This is a genomic window from Streptomyces sp. NPDC016677 (assembly GCF_055562815.1).
The window spans coordinates 32375-57548 of sequence record NZ_JBVHEO010000023.1 but is presented as its reverse complement, the minus strand read 5'-3'; the positions used below and the strand labels follow the sequence as shown (position 1 = coordinate 57548).

The 25174-nt window shown below is 73.4% G+C and carries 23 protein-coding genes; 11 read left to right on the top strand and 12 right to left on the bottom strand.

Annotated elements, in window-relative coordinates; genetic code table 11:
• Positions 1-8: 8 nt before the first annotated feature.
• Positions 9-479: a GNAT family N-acetyltransferase gene (locus ACZ3IG_RS34450; protein ID WP_467437109.1), complete on the bottom strand. Its 471-nt coding sequence runs from the start codon at positions 477-479 to the stop codon at positions 9-11.
• Positions 480-728: 249 nt separating this feature from the next.
• Here ACZ3IG_RS34450 and ACZ3IG_RS34445 point away from each other — a divergent pair, with 249 nt between their 5' ends.
• Positions 729-2171: a hypothetical protein gene (locus tag ACZ3IG_RS34445; protein WP_467437079.1), complete on the top strand. Its 1443-nt coding sequence runs from the start codon at positions 729-731 to the stop codon at positions 2169-2171.
• 7 nt (positions 2172-2178) lie between these two features.
• Here ACZ3IG_RS34445 and ACZ3IG_RS34440 read toward each other — a convergent pair whose 3' ends face one another.
• A complete protein-coding gene (locus ACZ3IG_RS34440) occupies positions 2179-3081 on the bottom strand; it encodes a Vgb family protein (RefSeq protein WP_467437077.1) in 903 nt (300 codons plus the stop codon).
• A gap of 51 nt (positions 3082-3132) precedes the next feature.
• Positions 3133-3480, bottom strand: a complete 348-nt coding sequence (locus tag ACZ3IG_RS34435; protein WP_467437076.1) for a winged helix-turn-helix transcriptional regulator — start codon at positions 3478-3480, stop codon at positions 3133-3135.
• Positions 3481-3556: 76 nt separating this feature from the next.
• Between ACZ3IG_RS34435 and ACZ3IG_RS34430 the strand changes: the two genes are divergently transcribed.
• Complete coding sequence (locus tag ACZ3IG_RS34430) at positions 3557-4447, top strand: NAD(P)-dependent oxidoreductase (RefSeq protein ID WP_467437108.1); 891 nt, start codon at positions 3557-3559, stop codon at positions 4445-4447.
• Between the two features lie 15 nt (positions 4448-4462).
• Here the strand turns inward: ACZ3IG_RS34430 and ACZ3IG_RS34425 are convergent, their stop codons facing one another.
• Together ACZ3IG_RS34425 and ACZ3IG_RS34420 are read right to left on the bottom strand one after the other, a co-directional pair.
• Positions 4463-4639 carry a DUF397 domain-containing protein gene (locus tag ACZ3IG_RS34425; RefSeq protein WP_467437075.1) on the bottom strand — a complete coding sequence of 59 codons (177 nt, stop codon included), beginning with the start codon at positions 4637-4639 and terminating at the stop codon, positions 4463-4465.
• Positions 4636-5457, bottom strand: a complete 822-nt coding sequence (locus ACZ3IG_RS34420) for a helix-turn-helix domain-containing protein (protein ID WP_467437074.1) — start codon at positions 5455-5457, stop codon at positions 4636-4638. The genes ACZ3IG_RS34425 and ACZ3IG_RS34420 overlap by 4 nt, the downstream gene beginning before the upstream one ends.
• Before the next feature lie 240 nt (positions 5458-5697).
• On the opposite strand from ACZ3IG_RS34420, the gene ACZ3IG_RS34415 reads away from it, so the two are divergent.
• Positions 5698-6519 (top strand): SAM-dependent methyltransferase, encoded by an 822-nt coding sequence (locus ACZ3IG_RS34415; protein WP_467437073.1) that lies wholly within the window; start codon positions 5698-5700, stop codon positions 6517-6519.
• A 4-nt stretch (positions 6520-6523) separates the two neighbouring features.
• Here the strand turns inward: ACZ3IG_RS34415 and ACZ3IG_RS34410 are convergent, their stop codons facing one another.
• A complete protein-coding gene (locus ACZ3IG_RS34410; protein ID WP_467437071.1) occupies positions 6524-6874 on the bottom strand; it encodes a DoxX family protein in 351 nt (116 codons plus the stop codon).
• Positions 6875-7025: 151 nt separating this feature from the next.
• On the opposite strand from ACZ3IG_RS34410, the gene ACZ3IG_RS34405 reads away from it, so the two are divergent.
• From ACZ3IG_RS34405 to ACZ3IG_RS34385, 5 genes are all read left to right on the top strand, one after another.
• On the top strand, positions 7026-7877 hold the full coding sequence (locus ACZ3IG_RS34405) for a LysR family transcriptional regulator (protein ID WP_467437070.1): 852 nt from the start codon (positions 7026-7028) through the stop codon (positions 7875-7877).
• Positions 7878-7932: 55 nt separating this feature from the next.
• Complete coding sequence (locus tag ACZ3IG_RS34400) at positions 7933-8679, top strand: TetR/AcrR family transcriptional regulator (RefSeq protein WP_467437068.1); 747 nt, start codon at positions 7933-7935, stop codon at positions 8677-8679.
• The gene (locus ACZ3IG_RS34395) at positions 8676-9836 is read left to right on the top strand and encodes an MAB_1171c family putative transporter (protein ID WP_467437067.1); all 1161 of its coding nucleotides are present in this window, start codon (positions 8676-8678) and stop codon (positions 9834-9836) included. The genes ACZ3IG_RS34400 and ACZ3IG_RS34395 overlap by 4 nt, the downstream gene beginning before the upstream one ends.
• 310 nt (positions 9837-10146) lie before the next feature.
• On the top strand, positions 10147-10605 hold the full coding sequence (locus tag ACZ3IG_RS34390; RefSeq protein WP_467437065.1) for a helix-turn-helix domain-containing protein: 459 nt from the start codon (positions 10147-10149) through the stop codon (positions 10603-10605).
• Complete coding sequence (locus ACZ3IG_RS34385; RefSeq protein ID WP_467437064.1) at positions 10602-11189, top strand: toxin; 588 nt, start codon at positions 10602-10604, stop codon at positions 11187-11189. The genes ACZ3IG_RS34390 and ACZ3IG_RS34385 overlap by 4 nt, the downstream gene beginning before the upstream one ends.
• Positions 11190-11213: 24 nt before the next feature.
• Here the strand turns inward: ACZ3IG_RS34385 and ACZ3IG_RS34380 are convergent, their stop codons facing one another.
• Positions 11214-14855, bottom strand: coding sequence for an aminotransferase class I/II-fold pyridoxal phosphate-dependent enzyme (locus ACZ3IG_RS34380; RefSeq protein WP_467437063.1), 3642 nt, complete (start codon positions 14853-14855; stop codon positions 11214-11216).
• Complete coding sequence (locus ACZ3IG_RS34375; RefSeq protein ID WP_467437061.1) at positions 14852-15793, bottom strand: NAD-dependent epimerase/dehydratase family protein; 942 nt, start codon at positions 15791-15793, stop codon at positions 14852-14854. Before ACZ3IG_RS34375 ends, ACZ3IG_RS34380 begins: the two co-directional genes overlap by 4 nt.
• Before the next feature lie 260 nt (positions 15794-16053).
• On the opposite strand from ACZ3IG_RS34375, the gene ACZ3IG_RS34370 reads away from it, so the two are divergent.
• From ACZ3IG_RS34370 to ACZ3IG_RS34360, 3 genes are all read left to right on the top strand, one after another.
• A complete protein-coding gene (locus ACZ3IG_RS34370) occupies positions 16054-18144 on the top strand; it encodes an MMPL family transporter (RefSeq protein ID WP_467437060.1) in 2091 nt (696 codons plus the stop codon).
• 82 nt (positions 18145-18226) lie between these two features.
• Positions 18227-19555 (top strand): sensor histidine kinase, encoded by a 1329-nt coding sequence (locus ACZ3IG_RS34365; RefSeq protein ID WP_467437058.1) that lies wholly within the window; start codon positions 18227-18229, stop codon positions 19553-19555.
• The gene (locus ACZ3IG_RS34360; protein ID WP_467437057.1) at positions 19552-20235 is read left to right on the top strand and encodes a response regulator; all 684 of its coding nucleotides are present in this window, start codon (positions 19552-19554) and stop codon (positions 20233-20235) included. Before ACZ3IG_RS34365 ends, ACZ3IG_RS34360 begins: the two co-directional genes overlap by 4 nt.
• Positions 20236-20342: 107 nt before the next feature.
• Here the strand turns inward: ACZ3IG_RS34360 and ACZ3IG_RS34355 are convergent, their stop codons facing one another.
• The 4 genes from ACZ3IG_RS34355 to ACZ3IG_RS34340 all read right to left on the bottom strand — a co-directional run bounded on the left by ACZ3IG_RS34355 (position 20343) and on the right by ACZ3IG_RS34340 (position 25163).
• Positions 20343-21584, bottom strand: coding sequence for an acyltransferase family protein (locus ACZ3IG_RS34355; RefSeq protein ID WP_467437056.1), 1242 nt, complete (start codon positions 21582-21584; stop codon positions 20343-20345).
• A 324-nt stretch (positions 21585-21908) separates the two neighbouring features.
• Positions 21909-23117, bottom strand: a complete 1209-nt coding sequence (gene metK / locus ACZ3IG_RS34350; protein WP_467437107.1) for a methionine adenosyltransferase — start codon at positions 23115-23117, stop codon at positions 21909-21911.
• Between the two features lie 53 nt (positions 23118-23170).
• Positions 23171-23470 (bottom strand): DUF6059 family protein, encoded by a 300-nt coding sequence (locus tag ACZ3IG_RS34345; RefSeq protein ID WP_467437054.1) that lies wholly within the window; start codon positions 23468-23470, stop codon positions 23171-23173.
• 19 nt (positions 23471-23489) lie between these two features.
• Positions 23490-25163 carry an NAD(P)/FAD-dependent oxidoreductase gene (locus tag ACZ3IG_RS34340; RefSeq protein ID WP_467437053.1) on the bottom strand — a complete coding sequence of 558 codons (1674 nt, stop codon included), beginning with the start codon at positions 25161-25163 and terminating at the stop codon, positions 23490-23492.
• Between the last annotated feature and the right edge of the window lie 11 nt (positions 25164-25174).

The window sequence follows — 25174 nt, the reverse complement described above, 5'->3', positions numbered from 1 at the left end:
CAGGGCGGTCAGGCCAGAGGGACGTCGAAGTGCACGATCCCCTGTCCCCCGCCGGCGTCCTCCCGCTCGTCGTGCACCACCTTGGCGAGCGACCTCCAGAAGGGCTCGGCGCCGGTGACGGCGGGATCGGTGTGCAGGTACACGGCCCGGTATCCGCCGTCGGCGGCGGCGAAGGCGAGCAGTTCGTCGACGATCCGCCGCGCCAGCCCGCGCCGCCGGTGCGCGGGCCGCACGTAGACGCGCCGCAGCTGCGCCGTCACGCCCGAGGGGTACTTCTCGGCGACGTGCGCGGGGTTCGGCGGGTGCGCGGGTCCCCGGCTGTCGAGCGCCCCGGTCGCGACGACCTCCCCCGCCTCGTCCACGGCGACGACGAGCGTGTGCCGCGCGGGCGTGAGATAGGCGCCGTCCAGATCGATGATGTCGCGGTGCCACCGGGGCACGTACCCGCTGCCGAAGTCGCGGTAGACGGTGTCGAGCATGACGGCTCGGGCGGCGTCGAGATCGTCACGGTTCGCCGGACGGATGCTGTAGTGGTGTTCGCGCACTTGCGCATCATATGCAGTAAACCTGTATGCCCTGATCAGCGGCCCCGGGAGAGCTGACGACCGCCGCGTACAACCTTTTCACCGGCGGCCGAGTCGATCTGTGCGCGCCCGTGCAGTCCCTGGGCGGCCCGCGCCCCGCCCGGGGTCGCGGCTCCCGGCTCACCACCCGCTGAGAGACCCCCGTTGATCCACAGCCCCACCACCCGGCGGGACGGCCCCGCGCCCTCCCCCGCCGAGGTGCGCGCCGAGCGCCGCCGTCTCGTCGAGTCCGTCCGCGCCCTGCGCCGCCTCCTCGGCAAGCGCCCCGCGTTCGAGATCGCCGACCGGCGCCGCCTCAACCGGGAGCAGCGCGACCTCGACCGCGCCGCCGCCGCGCACGCCAGGGCAGTGCGCCGCGTCGAGGCCCGGCGGGCACGCCAGGAAGGCTCCCTGACCCGGCAGCTCGCCGGGCTGGACGGCAAGCGGGAGAGCCAGGAGCAGCGCGCCCTCGCGGTCCTGCGCCGGGAGTCCGTCGCCCGCGCGCTCAGCGGCACCCGCCTCGACGCCCGCGAGATCAACGGCATCGGCACCGGACTGGTCCGCGACCTGGCCGCCCACGGCATCCGGACGGCGGCGGACTTCGACCGCGTCAGCTGGGGCAGGGCACCGGGCGGCCGGGGCGGCCAGGTGCTGTACATCCACCGCACCCAGGGCGGCCGGGTCCACATCAACGGCATCGGCGAGCACCGCGGCCGGCCGCTCATGGCGTGGCGCGAGTCCGCCGTGGCCCGCGCCGAGGCCCGGGCGCCCCGCACCCTGCCGCCGGACGAGCGGCACCGGATCGCCGAGATCATCGAGGCCGGACGCGCCCGTCTGCGCGCGGAACTCGCCGAGGTGCCGCGCACCGCCGAGGCCGCCCGCGCCGAGGCCGGGCAGGACTACGCCGCGACGCTGGACCGGCTCGGCGGCGGCCACCGCGCGGCGGCGGACCGGGCGGCCGAGCGGCGCGCGGAGTTCGACGCGATGGCCGAACAGCTGCGCGCCCTCCAGGCGCGGCTGGCGGCGCACCGCGACCGGTACGGCGACGACGGCATCGGCGGCCGCCTCCGGCGCGCACAGACCCGGGCCCTGCGCCCGGCACCGGAGGGGCCGCTCGCCGGTACGCCGGTTCCGTCAGCGGAAGACCGGACGGACCGGAGGAACCAGAGGGACCAGAGGGACCAGAGGGACCAGAGGGACCGAGGGGAGCAGACGGACAGGGCGTACCCGTACGCACCGCCCCCCGGCCCCCACCCCCGCCCGAGCCTCCTCTGGCTGGTCCCGATCGTCTTCCTCGGCCTCACCGCGATCCTGGGCGTGGGCGAGCCGGACGCCACGGCACCCGCGTGGTTCAGGGCCGGAACACGGCTCGTCGCCCTGGCGGCCACCGTGGAACTGCTCCGCCTCTGGCTCCCGCGCAGACGCCGGCGTACGGCGGCGCCCCTGCCGCCCGGCACCGGCCCGCTGACCGCGGGCGCCTTCTTCGCCCTGCTCGCCGCGGGCATCCTCGCGGACACCGACCCGGACGACGGCGCCGGATGGGCCGCTTCGGTCGTCTCCCTGGCCCTCGTCGCCTACGGCACCGTCCGCCGCGTACGCGAGCGCTGAGGACCGGCTACGGCGCCACCCGCGCGACCGCCCCTGTCTCCAGGGCCACCCAGAGCGCGCCGTCGGGCCCGAGGGCGATGCCGTGCGGTTCGGACGACGGCGACGGCAGGTCGTACGCGGTGATCTCCGCCGTCCCGCCGCTCACAGTGATGTGACCGACGCGGCCCGCGCCCCACTCGGTGAACCAGCAGTCCCCGGCCGCGACGGCGGTGATGGCGTGCGGGCGGGCGGTGCGGTCGGGCAGCGGGAACTCCGTGATCTCGCCGTCCACCGAGATCCTGCCGACCTGGCCCGCTCCGATCTCGACGAACCACAGGGCCGTACCGTCACTGGTGATCCCCACGGGCGCGGCGTCCGCGGTGGGCAGCGGGTGGACGGTGACGTCCCCGTCGGTGGTGACGCGCCCGATGGCGTCGGCCTGGTTGAGCGCGAACCACAGGGCGCCGTCCGGGCCCGCCGTGATCGCCGCGGGGAAGGCGCCGGTGACCGGCAGCCCGAACTCGGTCACCTCTCCCCCGGGGGTGGTACGGCCGACCCGGCTGGTGTTCATCTGCGTGAACCACAGGGCGCCGTCCGGACCCGCCGCGATCCCGAAAGGCCCGCTGTCGGGGGTCGGCAAGGGGAACGACTCCTGCTCCCCGTCCGGGGTGAGGCGGCCGATCCGGTGATCCTGGGACCGGGTGAACCACAGCGCCCCGTCCGGCCCGGTGGTGATCACGGTGGGCCGGCACGAGGGCGAGTCCAGCGGGTACTCCGTGACGTCCCCGTCGGGCGTGAGCCGCGCGAGACGGCCGGCGTGCGCGAAGGTGAGCCACAGGGCGCCGTCGGGCCCGGCCGCGATCCCGTAGGGCCCGGCCTCCTTGTCGGCCACGGAGAACTCTTCGACGAGCGGTGCGTCAGTGCGGTGCACGGCAACTCCCTGCGAGTGAGGTGAGGACGGCGGGCGGGACTCGACGCGGCGTCACCGCACCTCGTGGTGTGCGCTCCGGCCGCTCATGAGGTGCTCCCTGCCCCAGGCGCCCAGCGGGCCCAGTGCCTCGTTGAGGGAGACACCGAGCGAGGTGAGGGCGTACGTGACGCGGCGTACCGCCCCCTCGGACGACTCCTCCCGGCAGACGATGCCGTCGGCCTCCAGTTCTCGCAGGTGGGAGGTGAGGACCTTCTCGGTCACGCCGGGAACGCCGCGTCTCAGCTCACCGAACCGGCAGGGCTTCTCCGCCAGCGCCCACAGGATGAGCACCTTCCACTTGCCACCGACCACGTCGATGGCCGCGTCGATGCCGCACACGTACGTGTCCCGCCTGGTCATCCACCCACCTTAAGGTAACTGCCCACAAAAGAGTGCGTACTTGATCATCATCCGGGCGTGGACGAGCCTGATCGGCATGGACCTCCACACCACTTCCAAGACCCCCGTCACGCTTCTCGGCCTCGGCGACATGGGCACCGCGCTGGCCCGCTCCTGGCTGGCCGCGGGACACCCGCTGACCGTCTGGAACCGCACCCCGCGGAAGGCCGCACCGCTGGCGGCCGAGGGCGCCCGGACGGTGGCCACCCCCGCCGAGGCGGTGGCCTCGGCACAGGGCCCCGTCGTCCTGTGCCTGCTGGACGACGCCTCCGTGGGCGAGACCCTGGACGGCGCCGGCCTCAGCGGCAAGGACCTGGTCAACCTGACCACCAGCACCCCCGCCGAGGCCCAGCGGCGTGCCCACTGGGCCGAGGAGCGCGGGGCCCGTTTCCTGGACGGCGGGATCATGGCCGTCCCCCCGATGATCGGCCGGCCGGAGACCGGCGGCTACGTCTTCTACAGCGGTGACCCCGACCTGTTCGCACGCCACCGTGCGGCACTGGAGGTACCCGCCGGGGCGACGTTCGTCGGCGAGGACCCGGGCCATGCGGCGCTGCACGACATCGCCTTGCTCAGCGCGATGACCGGCATGTTCGCGGGCATCACCCATGCCTTCGCCCTGATGAGCCCCGAGAAGGACGTGGACCGGGCCCGGTTCGCCGCCCTGCTGGCGGGATGGCTCGGCGCCATGTCCACAGCCACCCACGGCGTCGCCGCCCAGCTGGAGAGCGGCGACTACACCGAGGGCGTCACCTCCAACCTCGCCATGATGGCGGCGGCCAACGACTCCTTCCTGGCCACGGCCGGGGACCAGGGCGTCGATCCGCGGCTCCTGACGCCCTTCATGGAGCTGATGCGCCGCAGGGTGGCCCAGGGCCACGGCGACGAAGGTCTGGCGGGCCTCGTCGACCTGCTCAGGAGCGCGTGACGGCTCCCGCCCCGGTCAGTCGCCGACGAACCCGATGAAGTCACCCCACGCGGCGGAGGTGACGGCGAACGACGGTCCGTCCGCCGCCTTGGAGTCACGGACCCGCACACCATCGGAGGCGTGCGCTATCTCCACGCAGTCATCCCCCTCGGACCCGCTGTAGCTGCTCTTGAACCAGTTCCGCTCGCTCATGGCGTTCCTCGCATCCGTCGCAGCGACTCGGCCGAGTCCGCCGGGGACAGGGCCTGTGAACGCATCTTCGCATAGCGCATCTGCATGACACTGACCGCTTCTCGGTCGGTGACGAGCTGCCCGGTCTTCTGCCCCTCCGAGTACCCCACCCACAGCCGCTCGGGAGTCTCCAGCAGCCGCATGGGCCCGTCCGTGCCCGCGTGATGGGGCTGCCGCAACGGCATGATCTGCAACTCGACGTTCCACAGCTCCGTACAGTCCAGGAGGTGGTCGATCAGCTCACGGGTGACCTCCTCCCCTCCGATGTGCCGCAGCAGCACCGCCTCCTCGATGATGAAGCTGAACGCGATCGGCGGTGTGCGCCGCAGCAGTTCCTGACGGGCCCGCCGCGCGGCGATCCGCTCCTCCAACTGCTCCTCGCCGGGCGGTGGCGGCACATTGAGCATGACCGCGCGGGTGTACGCCTCCGTCTGCAACAGCCCCGGTACGACCCGGCATTCGTAGGTGCACAGCGTGACCGCGGTCTCCTCCAGCTGGGCCCACTCCCGGAACCAGACCGCCAGCCCCCGCACCCGCCCGATGTGCCGGGCCATGGCCCGCAGCACACCGAACGCGTCCAGCACCTCCTCCACCCGGTCGATGAACACGGGCGACGGCAGCCGCCGCCCCTGCTCGACCGAGGCGACGGTGGCGAGCGAGTACTCGATGATTTCCGCGAGTTGCTCCTGTGTCAGCCGGGCCCGTTCCCGGAACGCCTTCAACGCCGCTCCGAACGCCTTGAGACTGTCGGACGTCTCGACCGCCCCACTGTTCGCCATGACCGCCGACCCCCTTCTCCGCCGTGTGGCACACGTTGTGGCGGGTACAACGGCCGGGCGCCCGAGCGGGATACGCGTGACATGCCGTCGGCGCCCGTACAGCGCGAGGTGTACGGGTTCCCGCCCGTCGCGCGTTCGACCGGGCTCCGGAACATGCCAAGATGCGTACCGGCAGCCGACGCCGCTCACCCCCGGCGACACGCGGCTGCGGCACGCGAGTTCAGGACGGAGCCTGGCATCATGACCTCCCTCGGCAGCGACGGCCCGAGCGACACCCCCGCCCACCGGATCGACACCAGCAGGCCGCACCCGGCGCGGATGTACGACTACTTCCTGGGCGGGAAGAACAACTACGAGGTCGACCAGGAAGCCGCCGAGGAGTTCATGAAGGCAGCGCCGGAGGTGCGGGTGGGCGCCCTCGCCAACCGGCGTTTCATGCTGCGTGCCGTCCGGCACCTGGTCGCCGAGTGCGGCATCCGGCAGATCCTGGACATCGGCACGGGCCTGCCCACCGAGCCCAACGTGCACCAGGTCGCACGGGCCGTCGCGCCGGACACCCGCGTCGTCTACGTCGACAACGACCCCATCGTCAGCACCCACTCCATGGCGCTGCTCGACGAGCCCGACACCTCCGTCGTCCTGGCCGACCTGCGCGACCCCCGGGGCATCCTCGACCACCCTGACGTACGCGGGCTCATCGACTTCGGCCGGCCGGTCGCGCTGCTGCTGGTGGCCGTCGTGCACTTCATCCCCGACACGGAGGACCCGGACGGCGTCCTCGCCACCCTCCGCGACGCCCTCCCGGCCGGCTCCTACCTGGTCCTGTCGCACGCGACCGGTGACGTCCACGAGGACCGGCGCGAGAACGCGGCGGCCGTCTACCGCAAGGCCACCGCGTCCATGAACCTCCGCCCGCACGCCCGCGTCCTGGAGTTCTTCGGCGACTTCGGTCTGCTCGACCCCGGCCTGGTCCGGGTCACCGACTGGCGCCCCGAGGAGCCGCCGGCGGCCGGCGCGCCGCCCATCGGCATCTACGGCGGGGTGGCCCGGAAGGACGGCTGAGCGGTCAGGCCGCCCAGGCCGCCGCCCCCGCGGCGAGCAGCAGAACGGCGTTGAGAGCCACCTGCCGGTCCCCCATCCGCAAGTGGACCGCTGTCGCGCCGGCTTGCAGGAGCACGAACCCGACCGCCGCGGCGGGCGACAGCCAGGGGGCGACGCCGGTCAGCCTGGGGAGGATCAGCCCGGCCGCGCCCAGTACTTCGACGAGTCCGATGACCCGGACGGCCGCCATCGGCATGCTGTCCACCCAGGCCATCATCGGCCGCAGTCGGTCCCGGCTCCGTACCGCCTTCAGCACTCCGCTGTAGAGGTAGAAGGCCGCCAGCAGGCCGGCGACGATCCAGTAGGCGATGTTCACGCGGCCACCGCCCGGGGGAGGTCGCAGGCGGGGTCGGCGAGCCGTGCGCTCGCGCGCTGTGTGTCGGTCATGCCCCGATCCCACCGCCGACGCCCCGCGCCTGTCCAAGACCCGTTCCGCCGGGCCGATACCGCGCGGGTATCGTCGCGGCATGGAGCTACGCACGCTGCGCTACTTCGTGGCGGTCGCCGAGGAACTCCACTTCGGGCGGGCCGCCGCCCGGCTGCACATGAGCCAGCCGCCGCTGAGCCGGGCGATCAAACGGCTGGAGCACGAGACCGGCGCCCCGCTCTTCGACCGGTCGCCCTCCGGCGTCGCGCTCACCCCGGTCGGCACGGTCCTCCTCGACGAGGCGCGCGCTCTGCTGGACCGCGCCGACCAGGCCCGCGTCCGGGTCGCCGCGGCGGCCGGCCACGCCACCCTCACCGTCGGCATCCTGGGCGACGGCGGCGGCCCGGACGCGGCTCGGCTGGCCCGCGCCCACCGCCGGCGCCATCCGCACGTCGAGGTCCGCGTCCGTGACACCGACCTGACCGACCCGACCTGCGGACTGCGCGCCGGGACGGTCGATGTCGCCCTGACCCGGGGGCCGTTCGACGAGACCGGTCTGGCGGTGCGGGAGCTGCGGGCCGATCCGGTGGGGGCGCTGCTGCGCGCCGACGATCCGCTGGCCCGCCGCACCGGGCTGGCCTTGGGCGAACTGGCCGGGCGCGACTGGTTCCGGTTCCCGGAGGGCACCGATCCGCTCTGGCGGTCGTACTGGAGCGGCGGGGTGGAGCGCCGGGGGCCGGTGGTGCGCGCGGTCCAGGAGTGCCGGCAGGCCGTGCTGTGGAACGGCACGGTCGGCGTGACGCTGCTGGGCCACGACCCCGGCGAGGGGCTCGCCGTGGTGCCGCTGACCGACATGCCACCGAGCCGGCTGGTGGTGGCGTGGCGGGCGGGCGACACCGGTCCGCTGGTCCGGTCGTTCGCGCGGGTCGCGGTCGAGGTCCACCGCGAGTGAGGCGGACCCGCTCAACTGCCCACACCGCGTGGTGACTCACGGGTACGGTTTGACCATGGAATCCGGAACGAGTCCCGCCGCCGACGCGACCGTCGGGCCCGAGGCGGCCATCAAGACCACCGCACGCCGGCTCCTGGAGACGCTGGGGGCCGGGCAGTTGTCCCTGGACGCCGTGGCCGAGGCCGGCGGTCTGTCCCGCGCCGACGTGGAAGCCGTCTTCCCGCACCGGGACGACCTGTTGACCGCCCTGATCATCGACGCCTACGACGCGTCCGGCGCCGCGATGGAGCGCGCCGACCAGGAGGCCCGGGAGGCGGGGGCGCCGGCGGGCGCGCGGCTGCTCGCGGCCGCGCGGGCGCTGCGGCGGTGGTCCTTCGCCCACACCGCCGAGTTCACCCTCGTCTACGGTTCGCCCGTGCCGGGCTACCACGCCCCGCAGGAGACCGTCCCGCCCGCCTCGCGCACACCCGCGGTGCTGGCCGGGATCGTCCGGTCCGCGCTGGAGGCCGGCGAACTGACCCCGCCCCGGCGGACGGTACCGGGGCCGCCGCTGCTGCGCCCTGAGGCCGTGGCGCTGTTCGGCGGGACGCCCGAGGGTCCCTACGCGGACCTCGTCGAGCGCGGCATCGTGCTGTGGAGCGGTCTGATCGGGCTGCTGGTGTTCCAGGTCTTCAGCCGCACCCACGACAGCGTCAGCGACGAGACCGCGTTCTTCGACTTCGCCGTCGCCGTGGCGGCCGAGGGCATCGGGCTCGACGTCCCGGCGGCGGAGATCACGGGTGGGGACACCGACGGACCGTGAACACCATCAGAACGCTCTGCTTCGCCGTCGCGGCGCTGTCCTCGTACGCCGCGCTCGTCTACCGGCTGGGCCAGGTGCGCCGCAACTGGCAGGACAGCGCCTACCGCACCCTGGTGGCCACGCTGCTGTTGCAGTGCCTCACCTTCACCATGGGAGCCGTGGCCATGGGCGACGGCTCCTTCCTGGGCGTGGGCAACCTCGCCATCCTGGTGATGCACCTGTCGGCGGTCGCCTTCTGTGTCAGCGCGCAGATCATCCTGCTGCACTGGGCGGCCTCCGAGGCCGAGGCCGCCCGCAGGAGCCGCTACTGGCTGATCACCGGCGTCGCCCTGGACGTGCTGCTGACGGTGCTGTTCCTCGTCGCCGACGGCACCGGCCGGCCGTCCTCCGACTTCGACACCGGCAGCGGCCAGCCCCTGGTCCTGACCTACCTGTTGCTCTTCATCGTCTCCCAGGCGGTCCCCTGCGTCACCATTTTCCGCCAGTGCGGCCCCTACGCCCGGATGACCGACAAGCCGTCGCTGCGGCAGGCCCTGCGGCTGCTGTCCGTCGCGGCGGTGGTCCTGTTCCTGTACTGCACGGCCAGGACGGTCAACATCCTCACCGCCGCGGCGGGCCTGGACATCGGGGCCTGGACGCTCGCCTCCAACCTCTTCAGCGCGGCGGGCATCGCCATCCTCTCGATCAGCCTGACCGTGCCGTCCTGGGGCGCGCAGGCCGTCAGGCTGGTGGAGTGGGCGGACAGTTACCGGTCGTACCGGGCGCTGTACCCGCTCTGGCGGGACCTGTACGAGTCCTCCCCGGACATCGTCCTGGAGCCGCCCGGGACCGGGGCCTCGGTCGCCGACCTGGACTACCGCCTGCACCGGCGGGTGGTGGAGATACGGGACGGCTGGCGGGACCTGCGTCCCTACATCGACCGCAGCGCGGGCGGCCCGGACGGGCCCGGTCCTCAGGCCAGTGAGGAGTCGCGGCAGGCGTTCGCCGAGGCCGCCCAGATCCGGCAGGCCCTGCGGGCCAAGCGGGCGGGCACCATCCCGGCCGACAACAAGGACGCCGCGGACTTCGAAGATCGTGATTCGGACAACTTCGCCGCGGAGACCGCTTGGCTCACCCAAGTCGCCACCGCCTACCGTAAGCTCGGCAAGGCGGGTTGAGAGCTCCCGCCCGGTCCGCTCCCCCGTCGGACCGGGCGGGTCTTTTACTGCTCGGGCCCCGCGACTCGCCCGTCGATGAGGCCGGGCCGAGCGTCTCGCCCGGCCCGGCCGAACCGGCCCGTCCCCCTGAGGACCGGTAGGGCCGACACAACCGGAAACCAACTCGGCCACCCCCGTGGACCGAGTTAGCTGCCAGCTATCGGCGCGCTCCAACGTTGGCGGAGACATGCCTGATTGTCAACTGCCAGCTAATCTGGAAAACTGGCGGATAGCCAAGGGCATAGCCGAGGGGCGCCGGAGGGAGGAACCCGTGTCCGAGCCTGACGACCGACCCCTGCTCGCCAAGCGTCTGGACGACCTCTTCAGGACGGTCCGCCCCAAGGGCAAGCACTGGACCAACGCCGAAGTGGCGGAGGAGCTGAAGCGCGGCAACCCCGATCTCAAGGTCGGGGGCGTGTACCTGTCCCAGCTGCGCACGGGGAAGCGCTCCAACCCCTCGCCGGACCTGCTGGCCGCCCTGGCGCGGTTCTTCGGTGTGTCGGTCGCCTACTTCTTCGACGACGAGGTCGCCGAGTCGGTCCTGGGCGAACTGGCCGCCGTCGAGGCGTTGCGGCAGGCGGGTGTGCGCGCCGTGGCGATGCGGGCGGCCGGCATGAAGCGGGAGAACCTCCAGGCGATCACCGCCATCATGGACCAGTACCGGCAGTTGCAGGGGCTCCCCCCGGTCACCGACGTACCCGAGGCGGAGGGCGGGGGGCCGGCGCGGTGAGAGGGTTCCGCAAGAGCCGGCCGGCCGAGCAGGACCGCCGCAGTCAGCTCAAGAAGCTGCGCAAGGACGGCGCCGAGCTGCTCTCCGGCCTCGGCCTGCCGGACGTGGCCGACGTCGCCGAACTCTGCCGCCACCTGGGGACCGTACGCGACCGGCCGATCACCCTGGTCCCGATGCAGATGCCGGCGACGCACCCGTGCGGCATGTGGGTGGCCGCCCGCGACGAGGACCTGATCTTCTACGACGCCAACACCACCAGCGCGCATCAGGAGCACATCATCTTGCACGAGCTGGGACACATCATCTGCTGCCACCGCGGCGCCGGCTGGCTGGACGAGGCGACCGCCCGCCTCCTCTTCCCCAACCTCGACCCCGACCTCGTGCGTGACATGCTCCTGCGCGCCACCTACGACGACGTCCAGGAACAGGAAGCGGAGATCATCGCCTACCTGCTCTCCCAGCGGGTGGGCACCACCCGGGAGCACAAGGGGTTCAGGGGCGCACCGACGGCGGAGGCATCCGGCCAAGGTGGGGACACGGACGAGAACGCCGTGCTCAGCCGGATCGAACGCACCCTGATCTGAGAGCCCTGATCCCGGATGCGCCACTCACTCCCCGGCGGACGCCACCTCCTCGGCCAGCACCGACACCACGCGCCGGATGTCCTCCGCGCGGTGTTCACTGGTGACGAAGAAGCGCAGCCTCGCCAGCCCCTCCTCCACCGCGGGGTGGAAGATCGGGTCGGCTATGACTCCGCGCGCGTAGAGCCGGTCGGCGACCCTGAGGGTGCGCGCGGAATCCCCGAGCACACAGGGCACGATCGGGGTGTGGGCGCTGACGCCGGTCGCCAGACCCGCCTCGGTGGCCAGCCGGCGGAAGAGGTCCGCGTTGCGGCGCAGGGCCCGTACGCGCTCCGGTTCCGCGACGATCAGCTCGGTGGCGGCCAGCGCCGCCGCCGCGTTGGCGGGGGTCAGACCGACGCTGTACACGAAGCCCGGCAGGGTGTGCCGCAACCACCGCACCATCCTGGCCGAGCCGCCGAGGTAACCGCCGCAGCTGGCGAAGGCCTTGGAGAGGGTGCCCATCCACAGGTCCACGTCGGACCGGTCGACGCCGAAGAACTCCCCGACGCCGCGCCCCTGTTCGCCGACCGTGCCGATGCTGTGCGCCTCGTCGACCATCAGCAGGGCGCCGTACCGCTTCTTCAGCTCGATCACGGCCGGCAGCGCGACGAGGTCGCCGTGCATGCTGTACGCGCCCTCGACGGCGATCAGCACGCGCCGGAACCGGGACCGGTTGACCCGCAGCAGGTGTTCCAGCTGGTCCGTGTCGTTGTGGGCGAAGGGGCGCCGGGTCGCGCCGGACAGCGCGCAGCCCTGGAGGATGCTGTCGTGCGCGAGCGCGTCGTGCAGCACGAGGTCTCCCCGGCCGACGAGGTGCCCGATCGCGGTGACGTTGGTGGCGTGGCCGCTCACCAGGGCGACGCAGTCCTCCGCCCCGAGGAAACCGGCGAGCGCGCGTTCCAGCCGTACGGTCAGTTCGCGTTCGCCGGAGAGCACCCGGCTGGCGGAGACCGAGGTCCCGTACCGGTCCACCGCGCGGTGCGCGGCCTCGTCGACCGCCGGGTGGCCGGAGAGCCCGAGGTAGTTGTAGCTCCCGAAGGACAGGTAGGGCCGGTCGTCGATCACGGTGGTGTCGCGGATGTTGCCCTGGTGGACGCGGAAGTAGGGGTAGGCCGCGCCGCTGTCCCCGATCGCGTGGAAGCGTTCCTCGAACTGCCGCACCTCGGGGAAGTCGTCGACGCGGGAGGTCTCGGCGTCCCACTCGGGCGGCTCGGGGGCGGCGGACCGCCGCGGTCCGGGCGGCCCGCCGGGCAGCGGCGTGCCGCCGCAGTGCGCGGCGGCCAGGGCGATCAGCCGTTCCACGGTCAGTCCGGGCGTGTACATCTCCTCGGTGCGGAAGCCCGGTATCCGCTGGCCTATGCCGACCTCCAGTTCCTCCAGCATCAGCGAGTCGAAGCCCAGGTCGGCGACGAGGGCCATCGGTTCCCGGACGTCGGAGGGCGGGAAGACCCCGACCCGCGCCACCTCGTCGAGTACGACGGCGGAGGCGACGGACGCCGCCCCGCCCGCCGGTTCGGGCACGACGGGCCCGGCCTCGCGCCCCCAGTGGCCGGGCGCGGCCGACGGGCTCGGCGGCGGCACGCGCTCCCCGCTCAGGACCGGCCCGGCGGCCCGCGTCTCACCGGCCGGCGGCACGGGCCGCGGTGTCCGCGCGGACTCCGCGCCCGCCCCGCCCACCGGCCCGGACCCGGCCTGCCCGGAACCGGCCTGCCCGGCCTGCCCGGCCTCGCGGACCGACTCGTCCACCACCCAGTGCCGGCGCGGGGCCAGCGGGCTCGGCGGCAGGGTCAGCGGGGGTACGCGCTCCCCGGCCGGGCGCAGCTCCGCGGCCGTCACCGCGTGCTCCGCGAGCCGGGCCAGCGCGGCGGTACGGGTCTCTCCGGGCAGCGGCTCGGGCCGGGGCACCGGCGCGGCGGTGCCGGACGGTTCCCCGGGCGGCACGGTGCCCGCCCGCTGTCCGGGCGCCAGTTCCCCCGTGCGGCCCGCCGCCACGGCGTCGGCCGCCTCGGTCAGCTTGGCGACGGCGTCGGCGGTGTCCTCCACCACCAGGGCCAGCCGTTCCGTGAGCGGGGTGCGGCGGGCCAGGGTGTCGGCCACCTCGGCCGGCGGCGGCTGGTCGGCGGCGATGACCTGGGCCACCTCCCGGGCGTGCCGGGCCAGTCCGGACCGGTCGCGGGCGCTGAGCAGCAGCAGGTGCGGGGCCTCGTCCGGGTACGGGCGGGCCGGTGGTGCCGGGCACTCCTCCAGCACGAGGTGGACGCCGGTGCCGCCGAACCCGAAGGCGCTCACGCCCGCCCGGCGCGGCTGCGCGGCCTGCGGCCACGGGGTGGTCTCCGTCGGCACGGTCAGGCGCGCGGCGTCGAGCCCGGCGGAACGGGCCAGGCCGAACGCGGGCTGCGGCGGCACCACGCCGCGGTGCACGGCCAGGGCGGCCTTCATCAGCCCGGCCAGGCCGGCGGCGGCGAGCGAGTGCCCGACCACCGCCTTGACCGCGCCCAGGTAGGCGGGCGCCCCGTCCGTCCCGCGCAGCTCGCGCAGGGCCTCGATCTCCACCGGGTCGCCGACCGCGGTGGCGGTGCCGTGCGCCTCCAGGTAGCCCACCGCGTCCGGGGCGAGTCCGGCGTCGCGGTAGGCGCGGCGCAGGGCGCGCAGCTGACCGGCGGCCTGGGGCTGCATCCCGCCCTGCACGGTCCCGTCGTTGGCCGTGCCCACCCCGCGGATCACCGCGTAGACCCGGTCGCCGGCCGCCAGCGCGTCGGTGAGGGGCCGCAGCACCAGGATGCCGGCGCCCTCCCCGAGTACGAAGCCGTCGGCCTCCGCGCCGAACGGCAGGCAGCGCCCGCTGCGCGAGATGGCGCCGATCCGGCACAGCCCCACCAGCAGGTCGGGAGTCAGGACCAGTTGGGCGCCGCCCGCGAGGGCGATACGGCTGCGGCCGGCGCGCAGCGCGTGCACGGCGTTGGCCACGGCGATGAGTCCGCCGGAGCACGCGGCGTCCAGCGCGTAGCTCTCGCCATGCAGGTCGAAAACCGAACTGACCGTGTTCGGGCCCATGTTGAGCAGGAGCCCGGCCACGGAGGTGCCGTTCAGCCGGTCGACCGCGCGGACCATCTCCAGCGCCCCGGCACCGTCCGCCCCCTGCCCGAACTCGCCGCCGGCCAGCTGGCGCATCCGTATCTGGAGCGTGCTGATCTCGCGGTACCCGCTCTCGGTGAGCGAGGTGATCACCGAGGTCTCCTCGCGGTCGAAGCCCTCGGCCTCCCAGCCCGCGTCCTGGATCGCCTCGCGGGCGAGGTCGATCAGCAGCCGGTGCTGGGGGTCCATCGCCCGGGCCCGGCGCGGTGGGATGCCGTAGTGGGCGGCGTCGAAGTGCCCCACGTCCGGGAGGAGCGCCATGGTGTCGGTGTAGGCGGCGGAGGCGTCGCGGAAGGACTCGCCGAGGAAGGCGGCGGTCCGCCACCGCTCGTCGGGGACGCGGGCGAACTGCGGCGTGGGGTCGGTGAGCAGCCGCCAGTACTGGTTCAGGTTCGCCGCGCCCGGCAAGCGGCAGGCCATGCCCACGATCGCGATGTCGTCGTGCCGGGCCCGCGCCCCGGCTGCCGGAGGGTGGGTGGGCTCGGTGCTCACTGGGCCTCCCCCTGTCTCGCGCGCCACCAGTCCACGGTCGTCTTCACCTGTTCGTCGACGGGGGTGGCCCGCACCGTGAACTCGGCCTCGTACGCGCCGGAGTCGACGACGAAGGGCCGGTCGAACTGGTAGCGGACCTCGCGCAGTTCGCGCAGGAGCGGGGAGAAGAGCGAGGCGACGGAGAGGACGGCCGGCGGCAGGGGGCGGACCGCGACCGGTCCGGTGCCGGCCTGGGCGGCGAGGCGGTCCACCATCTGCCGGGTGGACAGCGCGGGCTGGTTCGGCAGGTGCCAGGCCCGGCCCCAGGCCCGTTCCTCGCCCGCGACCTCGACCAGGGCCCGGGCCACGTCCGGGAGGTAGCTCCAGCTGTGCGGGGCGTCCGGGTCGCCGAGCGTGGAGACCGGCTTGCCGCGCAGCAGCCGGGGCATGACGCGGGCGGCCAGGTGTCCACCGTCGGTGACGCCGGGGCCGAAGAAGTCCGAGGCCCGCACCTCGACCGCCTTGATCCGGCCCCGCTCGGCCAGTTCGCGGGTGCGTTCCCAGACGGCGGCGCGCACCCGGCCCTTGGGGCCCGTCGCCGCGAGCGGCAGGTCCTCGGTCAGGGGGCCGTCCACCGGCCCGTATCCGTACAGGTTGCCCAGCATGACCAGGACGGCGCCGGACGCCTCGGCCGCCGCGTGCAGCGACGCGGCCAGCGGCGGCCAGTCCCGCGCCCAGCGGTGGTAGGGCGGTGCGGCACAGCCGTAGACGGCACTCGCGCCGCGGACGGCCTCGGTGAGCGCCGCGGAATCGCAGGCGTCGAGCGCCATGTGCTCGATGCCGGGCTCGGGGTCGCGGCCCGAGCGGGTGATGACACGTACGGGGTGGCCCTGTTCGGCCAGCAGCCGGGCGGTGGCGGCACCGGCGGGCCCTGATCCAATGACGACTTGAAGGTTCACGCGCGCACCCTAGCGTGCGGGCCCCGCATGTCACGAACATGCCACGCTCGCGCCACGGAACGGCTCGTACCGCCCTGACGGCGGCGCCCGGCGCACCGGTCCGTACTCCCCGGGGAGTAGTGCCGGCCGTCCGCCTCCCTGGGGAGTATCCGGCAACTCCCCCTGTCGTGCGACGAATTCACCGACCCGCCCCCGGAGACTGGGAGCCGTCCATTAACATCGATAGCTAACGAATAAATGAGAGCTGAGGAGGCCCCCGCATGGGAGGCGTTGAGCACAGAGGCGGCAAGCGCCGCAAGGCCCTGCCCTGGGCGGTGCTCGGTCTGTGGATCGTCCTGCTGGCCTTCGTCGCGCCCTTCGCGACGAAACTCGGCGACGTACAGGTGAACCGGGCGGTCGACTACCTGCCGACCAGTGCCGACTCCACCCAGGTCGCCAAGATCCAGGACGCGATGCCGGGCGGCGAGGCGACGTCGATCGTCGTGGTCTACCACCGCGACGGCGCCCTCACCGAGGCCGACAGGGCCACGGCCGCCGAGCAGATCACCCGTATCGACGGGCAGTTCGAACTCACCGGCACCCCGCGGGCGGTGACGTCCGAGGACGGCACCACCGTGATGTACCCGGTCAGCACCACCACGCCCGGCCAGGACGACGAGAAACGGGACGCCTTCGTCGCCGACGTGCGGGAGGTGACCCGCGGCGGCGACGGCCTGGACGTCCAGGTCGGCGGCCCCGACGCCATCTCCTCCGACGCGCGCGGGCTCTACGGCTCCGTGGGCGGCCCCGTCCTCTACACCACCGTCGCCGTCGTGGCGATCCTGCTGATCCTCATCTACCGCAGCCCGTTCCTGTGGCTGGTGCCGCTGGTGGTGGCCGGCATCGCCGACTTCATGTCGATGGGCGCCGCCTACGGCCTCAACCAGCTCTTCGACACGACGATCAGCAGCCAGAGCTCCAGCGTCATGACGATCCTCGTGTTCGGCGCGGGCACCGACTACGCCCTGCTCATCGTCGCCCGCTACCGCGAGGAACTACGGCGCGCCGCACAGCCCTACGACGCCATGTGGGCCACCCTGCGCGGCTGCGGCCCGGCCGTGCTCGCCTCCTCCGGCACCGTCGCGGTCGGCCTGCTCTGCCTGCTCTTCGCCGACCTCGGCAGCAGCCGCGGCATGGGCCCGCTCGGCGCGCTGGGCGTGCTGTGCGCGCTGGCCGCCATGATGACGCTGCTGCCGGCCGTCCTGGTCCTGCTCGGCCGCCGGGTGTTCTGGCCGTCGGTGCCCGTCTACGGCTCCCGCCCCAAGACCCGCCGCTCGCTGTTCTCCGCGATGGGCACCTCCGCGGGCCGCCGGCCGCTGACCGTGCTGGCCTCCGGCGCCGTGCTCCTCGGCGCGCTCGCCCTCGGCACGTTCAACCTGCCCGACAGCCTCAAGCAGGAGGACTCCTACACCGAGACGCCCGAGTCGATCGTCGCCACCCAGACCCTCGCCGGGGCGTTCCCCGACCGGGGCACCGAGCCCCTCGTCATCGCCGCGGCCACCGACCGGGCCGACGAGGTCCTGCGGACCGTGGAGGCCACCTCCGGGGTGGAGAGCGCGGAACGCGGGCGCAGCAGCGGCGGCTGGACCGAGATCTCCGTCATCACCGACTCGGTGCCGCAGACCCCGGGCGAGACGGCCACGATCGAGGCGCTGCGCTCCGAACTCGACGGCCAGGAAGCCTATGTGGGCGGACTGAGCGCCGAGCAGCTCGACCTGAAGGAGACCAACGACCGCGACCGCGTCATCGTCGTGCCGATCGTCCTGGCCGCCGTCCTGCTCATCCTGATCGCCCTGCTGCGCAGCCTGGTCGCGCCGCTGATCCTGCTCACCGCGGTCGTCGCCGTGTGGGGGGCCTCGCTGGGCATCGCGGGGCTGGTCTTCGGGCCGCTCTTCGGCTTCGAGGGCACCGACCCGGCGCTGGCCCTGCTGTCCTTCGTGTTCCTCGTCGCCCTCGGCGTCGACTACGGCATCTTCCTGATGCACCGGATGCGCGAGGAGTGCCTGAACGGCGACGAACCCGGCACGGCCGCGCTCACCGCGCTGCGCACCACCGGCGGGGTGATCGCCTCGGCGGGCCTCGTGCTGGCCGGCACCTTCGCGGTGCTGACCGCGATGCCGGTGGTCACCCTGGTCGAGCTGGGCTTCGTGATCGCGGTCGGGGTGCTGCTCGACACCTTCCTGGTGCGGACGTACCTGGTGACCAGCGCGAGCGTGGCGCTGGGCCGCAAGGTGTGGTGGCCGGGGCCGCTGTCCCGGAAACCGGCGCCGGTCCCCGCCGAAGCGGAGCGGAAGCTGTCCCCGACTCCGTGACCCGCCCACGGGCGCCCCTCACCGCGAGGGGCGCCCGTCCACGCAGCCGTAGCACCCAGGGGGAGACGATACGGACGTGAACATGACCCGAGCAGCGCGACGACCGGCCGGGGACGCCTTGGGCAGTCGCCGGGTCCTGCGCGACGACGCCCTGTCGGCGGCGCTGATGACCGTCAGCGCCCTCGTCCTCGTCCGGCTCGGCCAGGACGGCGGGCGGGCGCCCGACACCCTGGGCTGGGCCCTGCTGCTGGGCGCCCATCTGCCGATGGTGTGGCGGCGCCGGGCGCCGCTGCTGTCGTTCCTGGCCCTGGTCGGCTTCCTGGTGCCCTACCACGCCCTCGACTACCACCACGGCGCGCTGATGGTGGTCTCCATGGCGTCCCTGTACACCGTCGCCTCCACCGGTCCGGTGCTGCGCTCCGTGGTGGCCGGCGCGGGCGTGGTGGGGGTGATGCTCGCCGTGAAGTTCTCCCAGGGACTGCCCCAGGGGGCGGACGCGCTGCGGGTGTCGGGGTGGATCGTGGCGTTCCTGACCTTCGGGATCTGCCTGCGCTACCACCGGCAGAACGTCGCCGCCGCCGTCGAACGCGCCGAACGCGCCGAGCGGTCCCGGGAGGAGGAGGTGCGCCGCCGCGTGGTGGAGGAACGGCTGCGCATCGCCCGGGACCTGCACGACCTGCTGGCCCACAGCATCACCCTGGTCGGGGTCCGCACCTCGGTGGCCGCGCACGTGCTCAACGCCGACCCCGACCGGCTCGACCGGGCGGCGGTGGCCCAGGCGCTGGAGGACATCGCGGAGACCTGCCGGGCGACCCGCACCGAGATCCGGGCCACGCTCCAGGTCCTGCGGTCCGGTCCCGACCACGGCCGCGGGCCGCTGCCCGGCCTCAACGCCCTGCCCGACCTGGCCGCCGCCGCCCGTACCGCGGGCGCCACGGTGACCCTGCGGGTCGCGCGGGCGCCGGACACGCCGCCCGCCGTCGGCGCCGCGGCCTACCGCATCGCGCAGGAGGCGCTGACCAACGCGGTTCGGCACGGCGGCGCCCGCCCCGCCGTCGAGGTGGTGGTGCGCGAGGCGGACGGCGCCCTGCACGTCAGGGTCACCAACCGGGCCACCGAGCCGGTGCCGCCCTCGCCGCACCCTCCGGGGTTCGGTCTGGTCGGCATCCGGGAGCAGGCCCGCAGCGTGGGCGGCACACTGGAGGCCGGGCCGCTCCCCGGCGGCCGGTTCGAGGTGCGCGCGGTGCTGCCGCTGACGACGGCCACCGGCCTGTCAGGGCGGCCCGCCACCGCCCCCGGGAGAGCCGGCGGCGGCAGCAAGCTCATCAGCGCCGGGACCGCGGCGGCGCCGGCCTACGCCGGTGCGGCGGCCCGGACCACCGATCCGGACACAGACAGGGCGATCCCATGACCACCCCCATCCGCGTACTGCTCGCCGACGACCAGACCCTGGTCCGGGCCGCCTTCGCCATGCTCGTCGAGTCGGCCCCCGACATGGTGGTGGTGGGTGAGGCGGGCACCGGCAAGGAAGCCGTCGAACTGGCCCGGACCACCCGGGCCGACCTGGTCGTCATGGACGTCCGGATGCCCGAGCTGGACGGGATCGAGGCGACCCGGCTGCTCGCCGCCGAGGAGGACCTGGCCGGCGTGAAGGTCCTGATCCTGACGACGTACGACACCGACGAGCACGTCGTCGAGGCGCTGCGGGCCGGCGCCTCCGGGTTCCTGGTGAAGGACACCCGGCCCGCCGACCTGCTCGACGCCATCCGCACGGTGGCCACCGGCGAGGCCCTGCTCTCCCCCGGCCCCACCGCCCGCCTCATCGCCCAGGTGCTGCGCGCCCCCGCCGTCGGCGGTCCCGCCCGGCCCATGCCCGCCCGGCTCGCCGCGCTCACGCCCCGGGAGCGCGAGGTCCTGGTCCTGGTGGCGCGCGGTCTCAACAACGCCGACGTCGCCGAGGCGCTCGGCCTCAGCCCGCTGACCGCCAAGACCCACGTCAGCCGGATCATGGGCAAGCTGGACGCCCGCGACCGGGCCCAACTGGTCATCGCCGCCTACGAGTCGGGGATCGTGCAGCCCGGCGCCGACTGAGCCGCCGAGGCGGCGGCAGAAGGGGCCGGCCGGCAGCCCCACGGCTGCCGGCCGGCCCCCTGTCGTCCCGGAGACGGCGCTGCTCGGGCCCCGCGGACCCGGCGGGGCTACTGGGGCCCCGCGGCCCCCGGCGAGCCGACCAGCTCGTCCCGGCCCGTCTCGGACGGCCGGCGCGCGGCCGGGCGGCGGCGTCCCGACCGGGCGTCCAGGAACCCCCTGATACGGCGCTCGACCGGGTCCTCGTAGAAGCGGTGGACGAGCCAGCCCACCAGCAGCGAGACGGCGAGGCTCACTCCGGCCCACAGCCAGTGCGCGCCGACCGGCGTCACCGGGTCGAGGAAGAAGTCCACCATCTCCTTGTCCGGGTACACCATCGCGGCCACGGTGAAGATCACCGTGAAGTGGAACAGGTAGACACCCATGGAGATCCTGCCGAGCGAGACCAGCGCGGGCCGGGCCCACAGCGAGGAACGGCCGTCGATCTCGCGCTGGGTGTAGGCGGCGAGCAGACAGGCGTAGAGCGGGGCCATCACGAGGTCCAGCGGGTCGTGCGGCACCTCGCTGCGGACCGAGGAGCCGGCCAGCAGCCACATCAGGCCGAGGGCGACGGCGATGACGGCGGTGACCTGGCCGACCGAGAAGCGGAACCTGAGGCCCCGGCGCATGGCCGCGGCCATCAGCACGCCCACCAGGAACTCGTGGACACGGCCCGGCGGGGAGTAGATGCCGAAGGTCAGTCCGCTCGCGTCGTCCAGGGAGAGCGGCTCGCTGGGCGGATAGGCGATCCACAGCACGATCCGCAGCGCCCAGCCGTAGGCGAGGACCGCGACGGCGATCCAGGCCAGCTGCCTCGGGCTGCGCCGCAGCGCGAACCGGCCGGCCCACAGGAAGACCGCGTAGAAGAAGACGACGCACGACAGCATCCAGGTCACGGGGTTGGTGGTCTCCAGCACCACGCCCGGTATCCACGCCTGCACGAAGAACAGGCTGGCCAGCGCGGCGCCGGTCATGTGCCCCACGTCGGTCCCCGGAGCGGCGAGGGCGAAGCCGAGGGGCAGCGCGACGGCGATCACCAGGGTGGGCCAGATCCGCGCCATGCGGCGGCCCATGAACCAGCCCCACGTGTCGTTGCCGCGGAAGCTCCACGTCAGCGCGAAGCCGGACAGGACGAGGAAGAACGTGCCGCCGGAACCGGCGAGTCCCAGTACGTCGTTCACGTGCGGGACCGGCATCATCACCGCGACGTGCGAGACGAACACGGTGAGGGACATCAGGAACCGCAGCCCCGTGAGGGAACGGATGTTCCGCAGCGGCGGTGGTTCCAGTTCTTCGTTGACGGACTTGGCCATTTTCGCCTCACTGAAGATTCGGGTTCGACCCCCCGACCGTCCCAGCGCGGCGCAAAGCCCCCATCAATCCGCGGCAAACCACCGCGCGCGCCGGTCACCGGCAGCACGGACAGCGCAGCCGCGGCCGGGGCCGCGCGCTGCGCTGCGTGGGGTGCGGTGCCGGTTCAGTCGATACCGCGCACGATGTGCCGCTCGCCCGGGTCGTCCTCCGCACCGGCGAGGACGAGCGGGGGCGCCTGCGTCCGGTCCCGTTCGCGCTGCTGGTCCTCCGGTTCCTCGTACATGTGGCTCCTCCTGAAGGCTGGGTCCGGCGACACCTGCGGGCTACCGCTCGGCCGCTGCGCGCAGGGCGGCGGCGCGGTCCGTCCGCTCCCAGGTGAAGTCCGGCAGCTCCCGGCCGAAGTGCCCGTAGGCGGCGGTCTGCGCGTAGATCGGCCGCAGCAGGTCCAGATCGCGGATGATCGCGGCCGGGCGCAGGTCGAAGACCTCGTTCACCGCCCGCTGGACGGTCTCGACCGGGACGGTGCCGGTGCCGAAGGTCTCCACGAACAGGCCGACCGGCTCGGCCTTGCCGATGGCGTAGGCGACCTGGACCTCGCAGCGCCGCGCGAGTCCGGCCGCGACCACGTTCTTGGCCACCCAGCGCATCGCGTACGCCGCGCTGCGGTCCACCTTGGAGGGGTCCTTGCCGGAGAACGCGCCGCCGCCGTGCCGGGCCATGCCGCCGTAGGTGTCGATGATGATCTTGCGGCCGGTCAGGCCGGCGTCGCCCATCGGGCCGCCGGTCTCGAACCGGCCCGTCGGGTTGACCAGGAGGCGGTAGCCGTCGGTCTCCACCTTGATGCCGTCGCCGGCCAGCCCGTCCAGGACGTGCTCGACGACGTGCTCGCGGACGTCCGGCGTCAGCAGCCCGTCCAGGTCGATGTCGGCGGCGTGCTGGGTGGAGACGACGACCGTGTCCAGGCGCACCGCCCGGTCGCCGTCGTACTCGACGGTGACCTGTGTCTTGCCGTCGGGGCGCAGGTAGGGGATCGTGCCGTCCTTGCGCACCCCGGCCAGACGGCGGGAGAGGCGGTGGGCCAGTTCGATCGGCAGGGGCATCAGGTTCGGCGTCTCGTCGGAGGCGTAGCCGAACATCAGGCCCTGGTCGCCGGCGCCCTGCCGGTCCAGTCCGTCCCCGTTTCCGTGGACCCGGCTCTCGTACGCCGTGTCCACGCCCTGGGCGATGTCCGCCGACTGCGCGCCGATCGACACCGACACTCCGCAGGACGCCCCGTCGAAGCCCTTGGCGGAGGAGTCGTAGCCGATGCCGAGGACGGTCTCGCGCACCAGGGCCGCGATGTCGGCGTACGCCGTGGTGGTGACCTCACCCGCCACGTGCACCTGCCCGGTGGTGATCAGCGTCTCGACCGCGACGCGGGCCGCCGGGTCCTGGCGCAGCAGGGCGTCGAGGATCGTGTCGCTGATCCGGTCGGCGATCTTGTCGGGGTGGCCCTCGGTCACCGACTCCGAGGTGAACAGTCGCTTGTGCATCATCAACTCCGTTGTGAGAGGGGCGGAAGGGCGAGCGGGAGAGCGGGGAGCGGTCAGTCGTCGGCGTAGAAGCGCGCCCACAGCTCGATCTCCTCGGGGGACAGCGAGGCCGCGGCCGGCATCCGCTCCGGGTGCCCGGCCGGCGGGGCGTCGAGGGCCGGGCGGGGCGGCCGCGTGCCGTCGGCGGGGCCGTCGGCGTCGGGCGGGATGTACACCCATACGGCGCCCGCCGCCCGCAGCCCGTCGTAGACGACCCGGCCGAGGTGGCCCGCGCACGTCCAGAGCCCCTTCACCAGGACCACGAGGAGCCCCGGCCGCCGGCCGTCCCCCGCTCCCCGCTGCGCGTCCGACACGGTGTGCCCGCCTTCCGTACTACTCGGGAATGATCACTTCGCGGACGGCGCCGCCGGTGCCCGCCGGGACCGCGGGCCCGGTCGGCGCGAGGTAGCGCATCTCCTCGGGCGCCTCGTCCAGGAGCCAGGCGGACATCGCCTTCAGCTCGGGGATGCCGGGGAACATGAACCGCCGGTTCTTGTCCTCCACGCCGATGCCGCGCAGGATGCCCGGCGACGCCTCGATGGCCTTCATGAGCTTGCGCCCGGCCACGGCGGCGGGCAGCTCGCCCCGGTCCACGGCGTCGCACAGGACCACCATCTCGTCGAACACGGCCTTGTACGCGGGCTGGTCGGGCAGCAGCAGGCCCGGGAACTCGACGTTCTCCATGTCCCGGAAGACCTGGTCGTCGCCGCTCTCGCGGAACCGCTCGATGTACCGGTCGAAGCGGAGGTTGATGGGCACCTCGGCGGCGGCCCACACCCGGTAGACGGCGTTCCACAGCTCGTAGTCGGAGAACGAGATGAACGAGGCGTTGACGAGGGCGTCGTTGTACTTGATGAGCCCCTTCTGGAGCGTGTCGACGTAGCGGAACCGCTCCACGTCGAAGTCGTCCTCGCGCAGCGCGTCCAGCAGGCGCCAGGCGAAGGCGTTGATGAGTTCGGTGGTGTTGGTCAGGCCGCGGGAGTACAGCGGGTCGAGGAAGCCCGCCGCGTGCGACATCAGGCACCAGCGGTGGCCGACGGTCTCCTTGGAGGTGTACTGGAGCCGGCCGGTGGAGACCCACGGCCGGACGGTCACCGCGTCGGCGAACATCCGCTCCACCGCCGGGAACCGCTTCACGAACGCGCGGAACTCCTCCTCCGGGGTGACGCCCTCGGGCTTGGGGTAGAGCCGCTCGTCGAAGGTCAGGCCGACGCTGACCAGGGGGTTCTTGGAGCGCGGTTCGTTGTTGAACGGGATGGACCAGATCCAGCCCCGCTCGAACATGTGGTGCATGGTGCCCTCGACCCACGGGATGGGCGGCAGGTCCTCCGGCTCCATGCGCAGCACCTCGTCGGTCGGCTTCACCCCGATCATGTGCGTGAACATGGACCGCGAGTGGTGCTTGAGGGCGTCGGGGCCCTCGCGCAGCCCGAGCTTGTCGGCGACCGGGGAGCGGAAGCCGCTGCCGTCCACCAGGTAACGGGCGGTGAACCGCTCGCCGTTCGCGTCCTGTACGGCGACCTCGTCCTCGCCGAGGTCGATGTCGGCCACCCGGAAGCCCTGGCGCACGGCGCAGCCGTACTTGATGGCGGTGTGGAAGAGGAAGGCGTCGGTGTCCTGCCGGAAGAGGTGGCCCGTCTGCAACGCCTTGGACGGCGGGCTGAACTGGTTGACCTCCAGCGGGTCGGGCTCCTCGCCCTCCTTGTGCAGCATGAAGCCGAAGTGCTTCTTGACGCCGGAGGTCGGTCCGATGTTCTCCAGCCCCGACTCGTACGAGGTGAGGTACTCCAGCTCCGGGATGCCGTACCGCTCGGCGAGCTGCCGGTAGCCCTTGAGGGTGTACAGGGTGGTGGACTCCCCCACCGCGAACTTCGGGTGCACCGCCGCGTCGATGAGCAGCACCCGTACGTCGTGCCGGGCGAGGATGGCGCCGAGGACCGTGCCGGCGCTGCCCGCGCCCAGGATGATGACGTCGTAGTCCTGCGGGGCCGTACCGGATTCACTCATGTCACATGCTC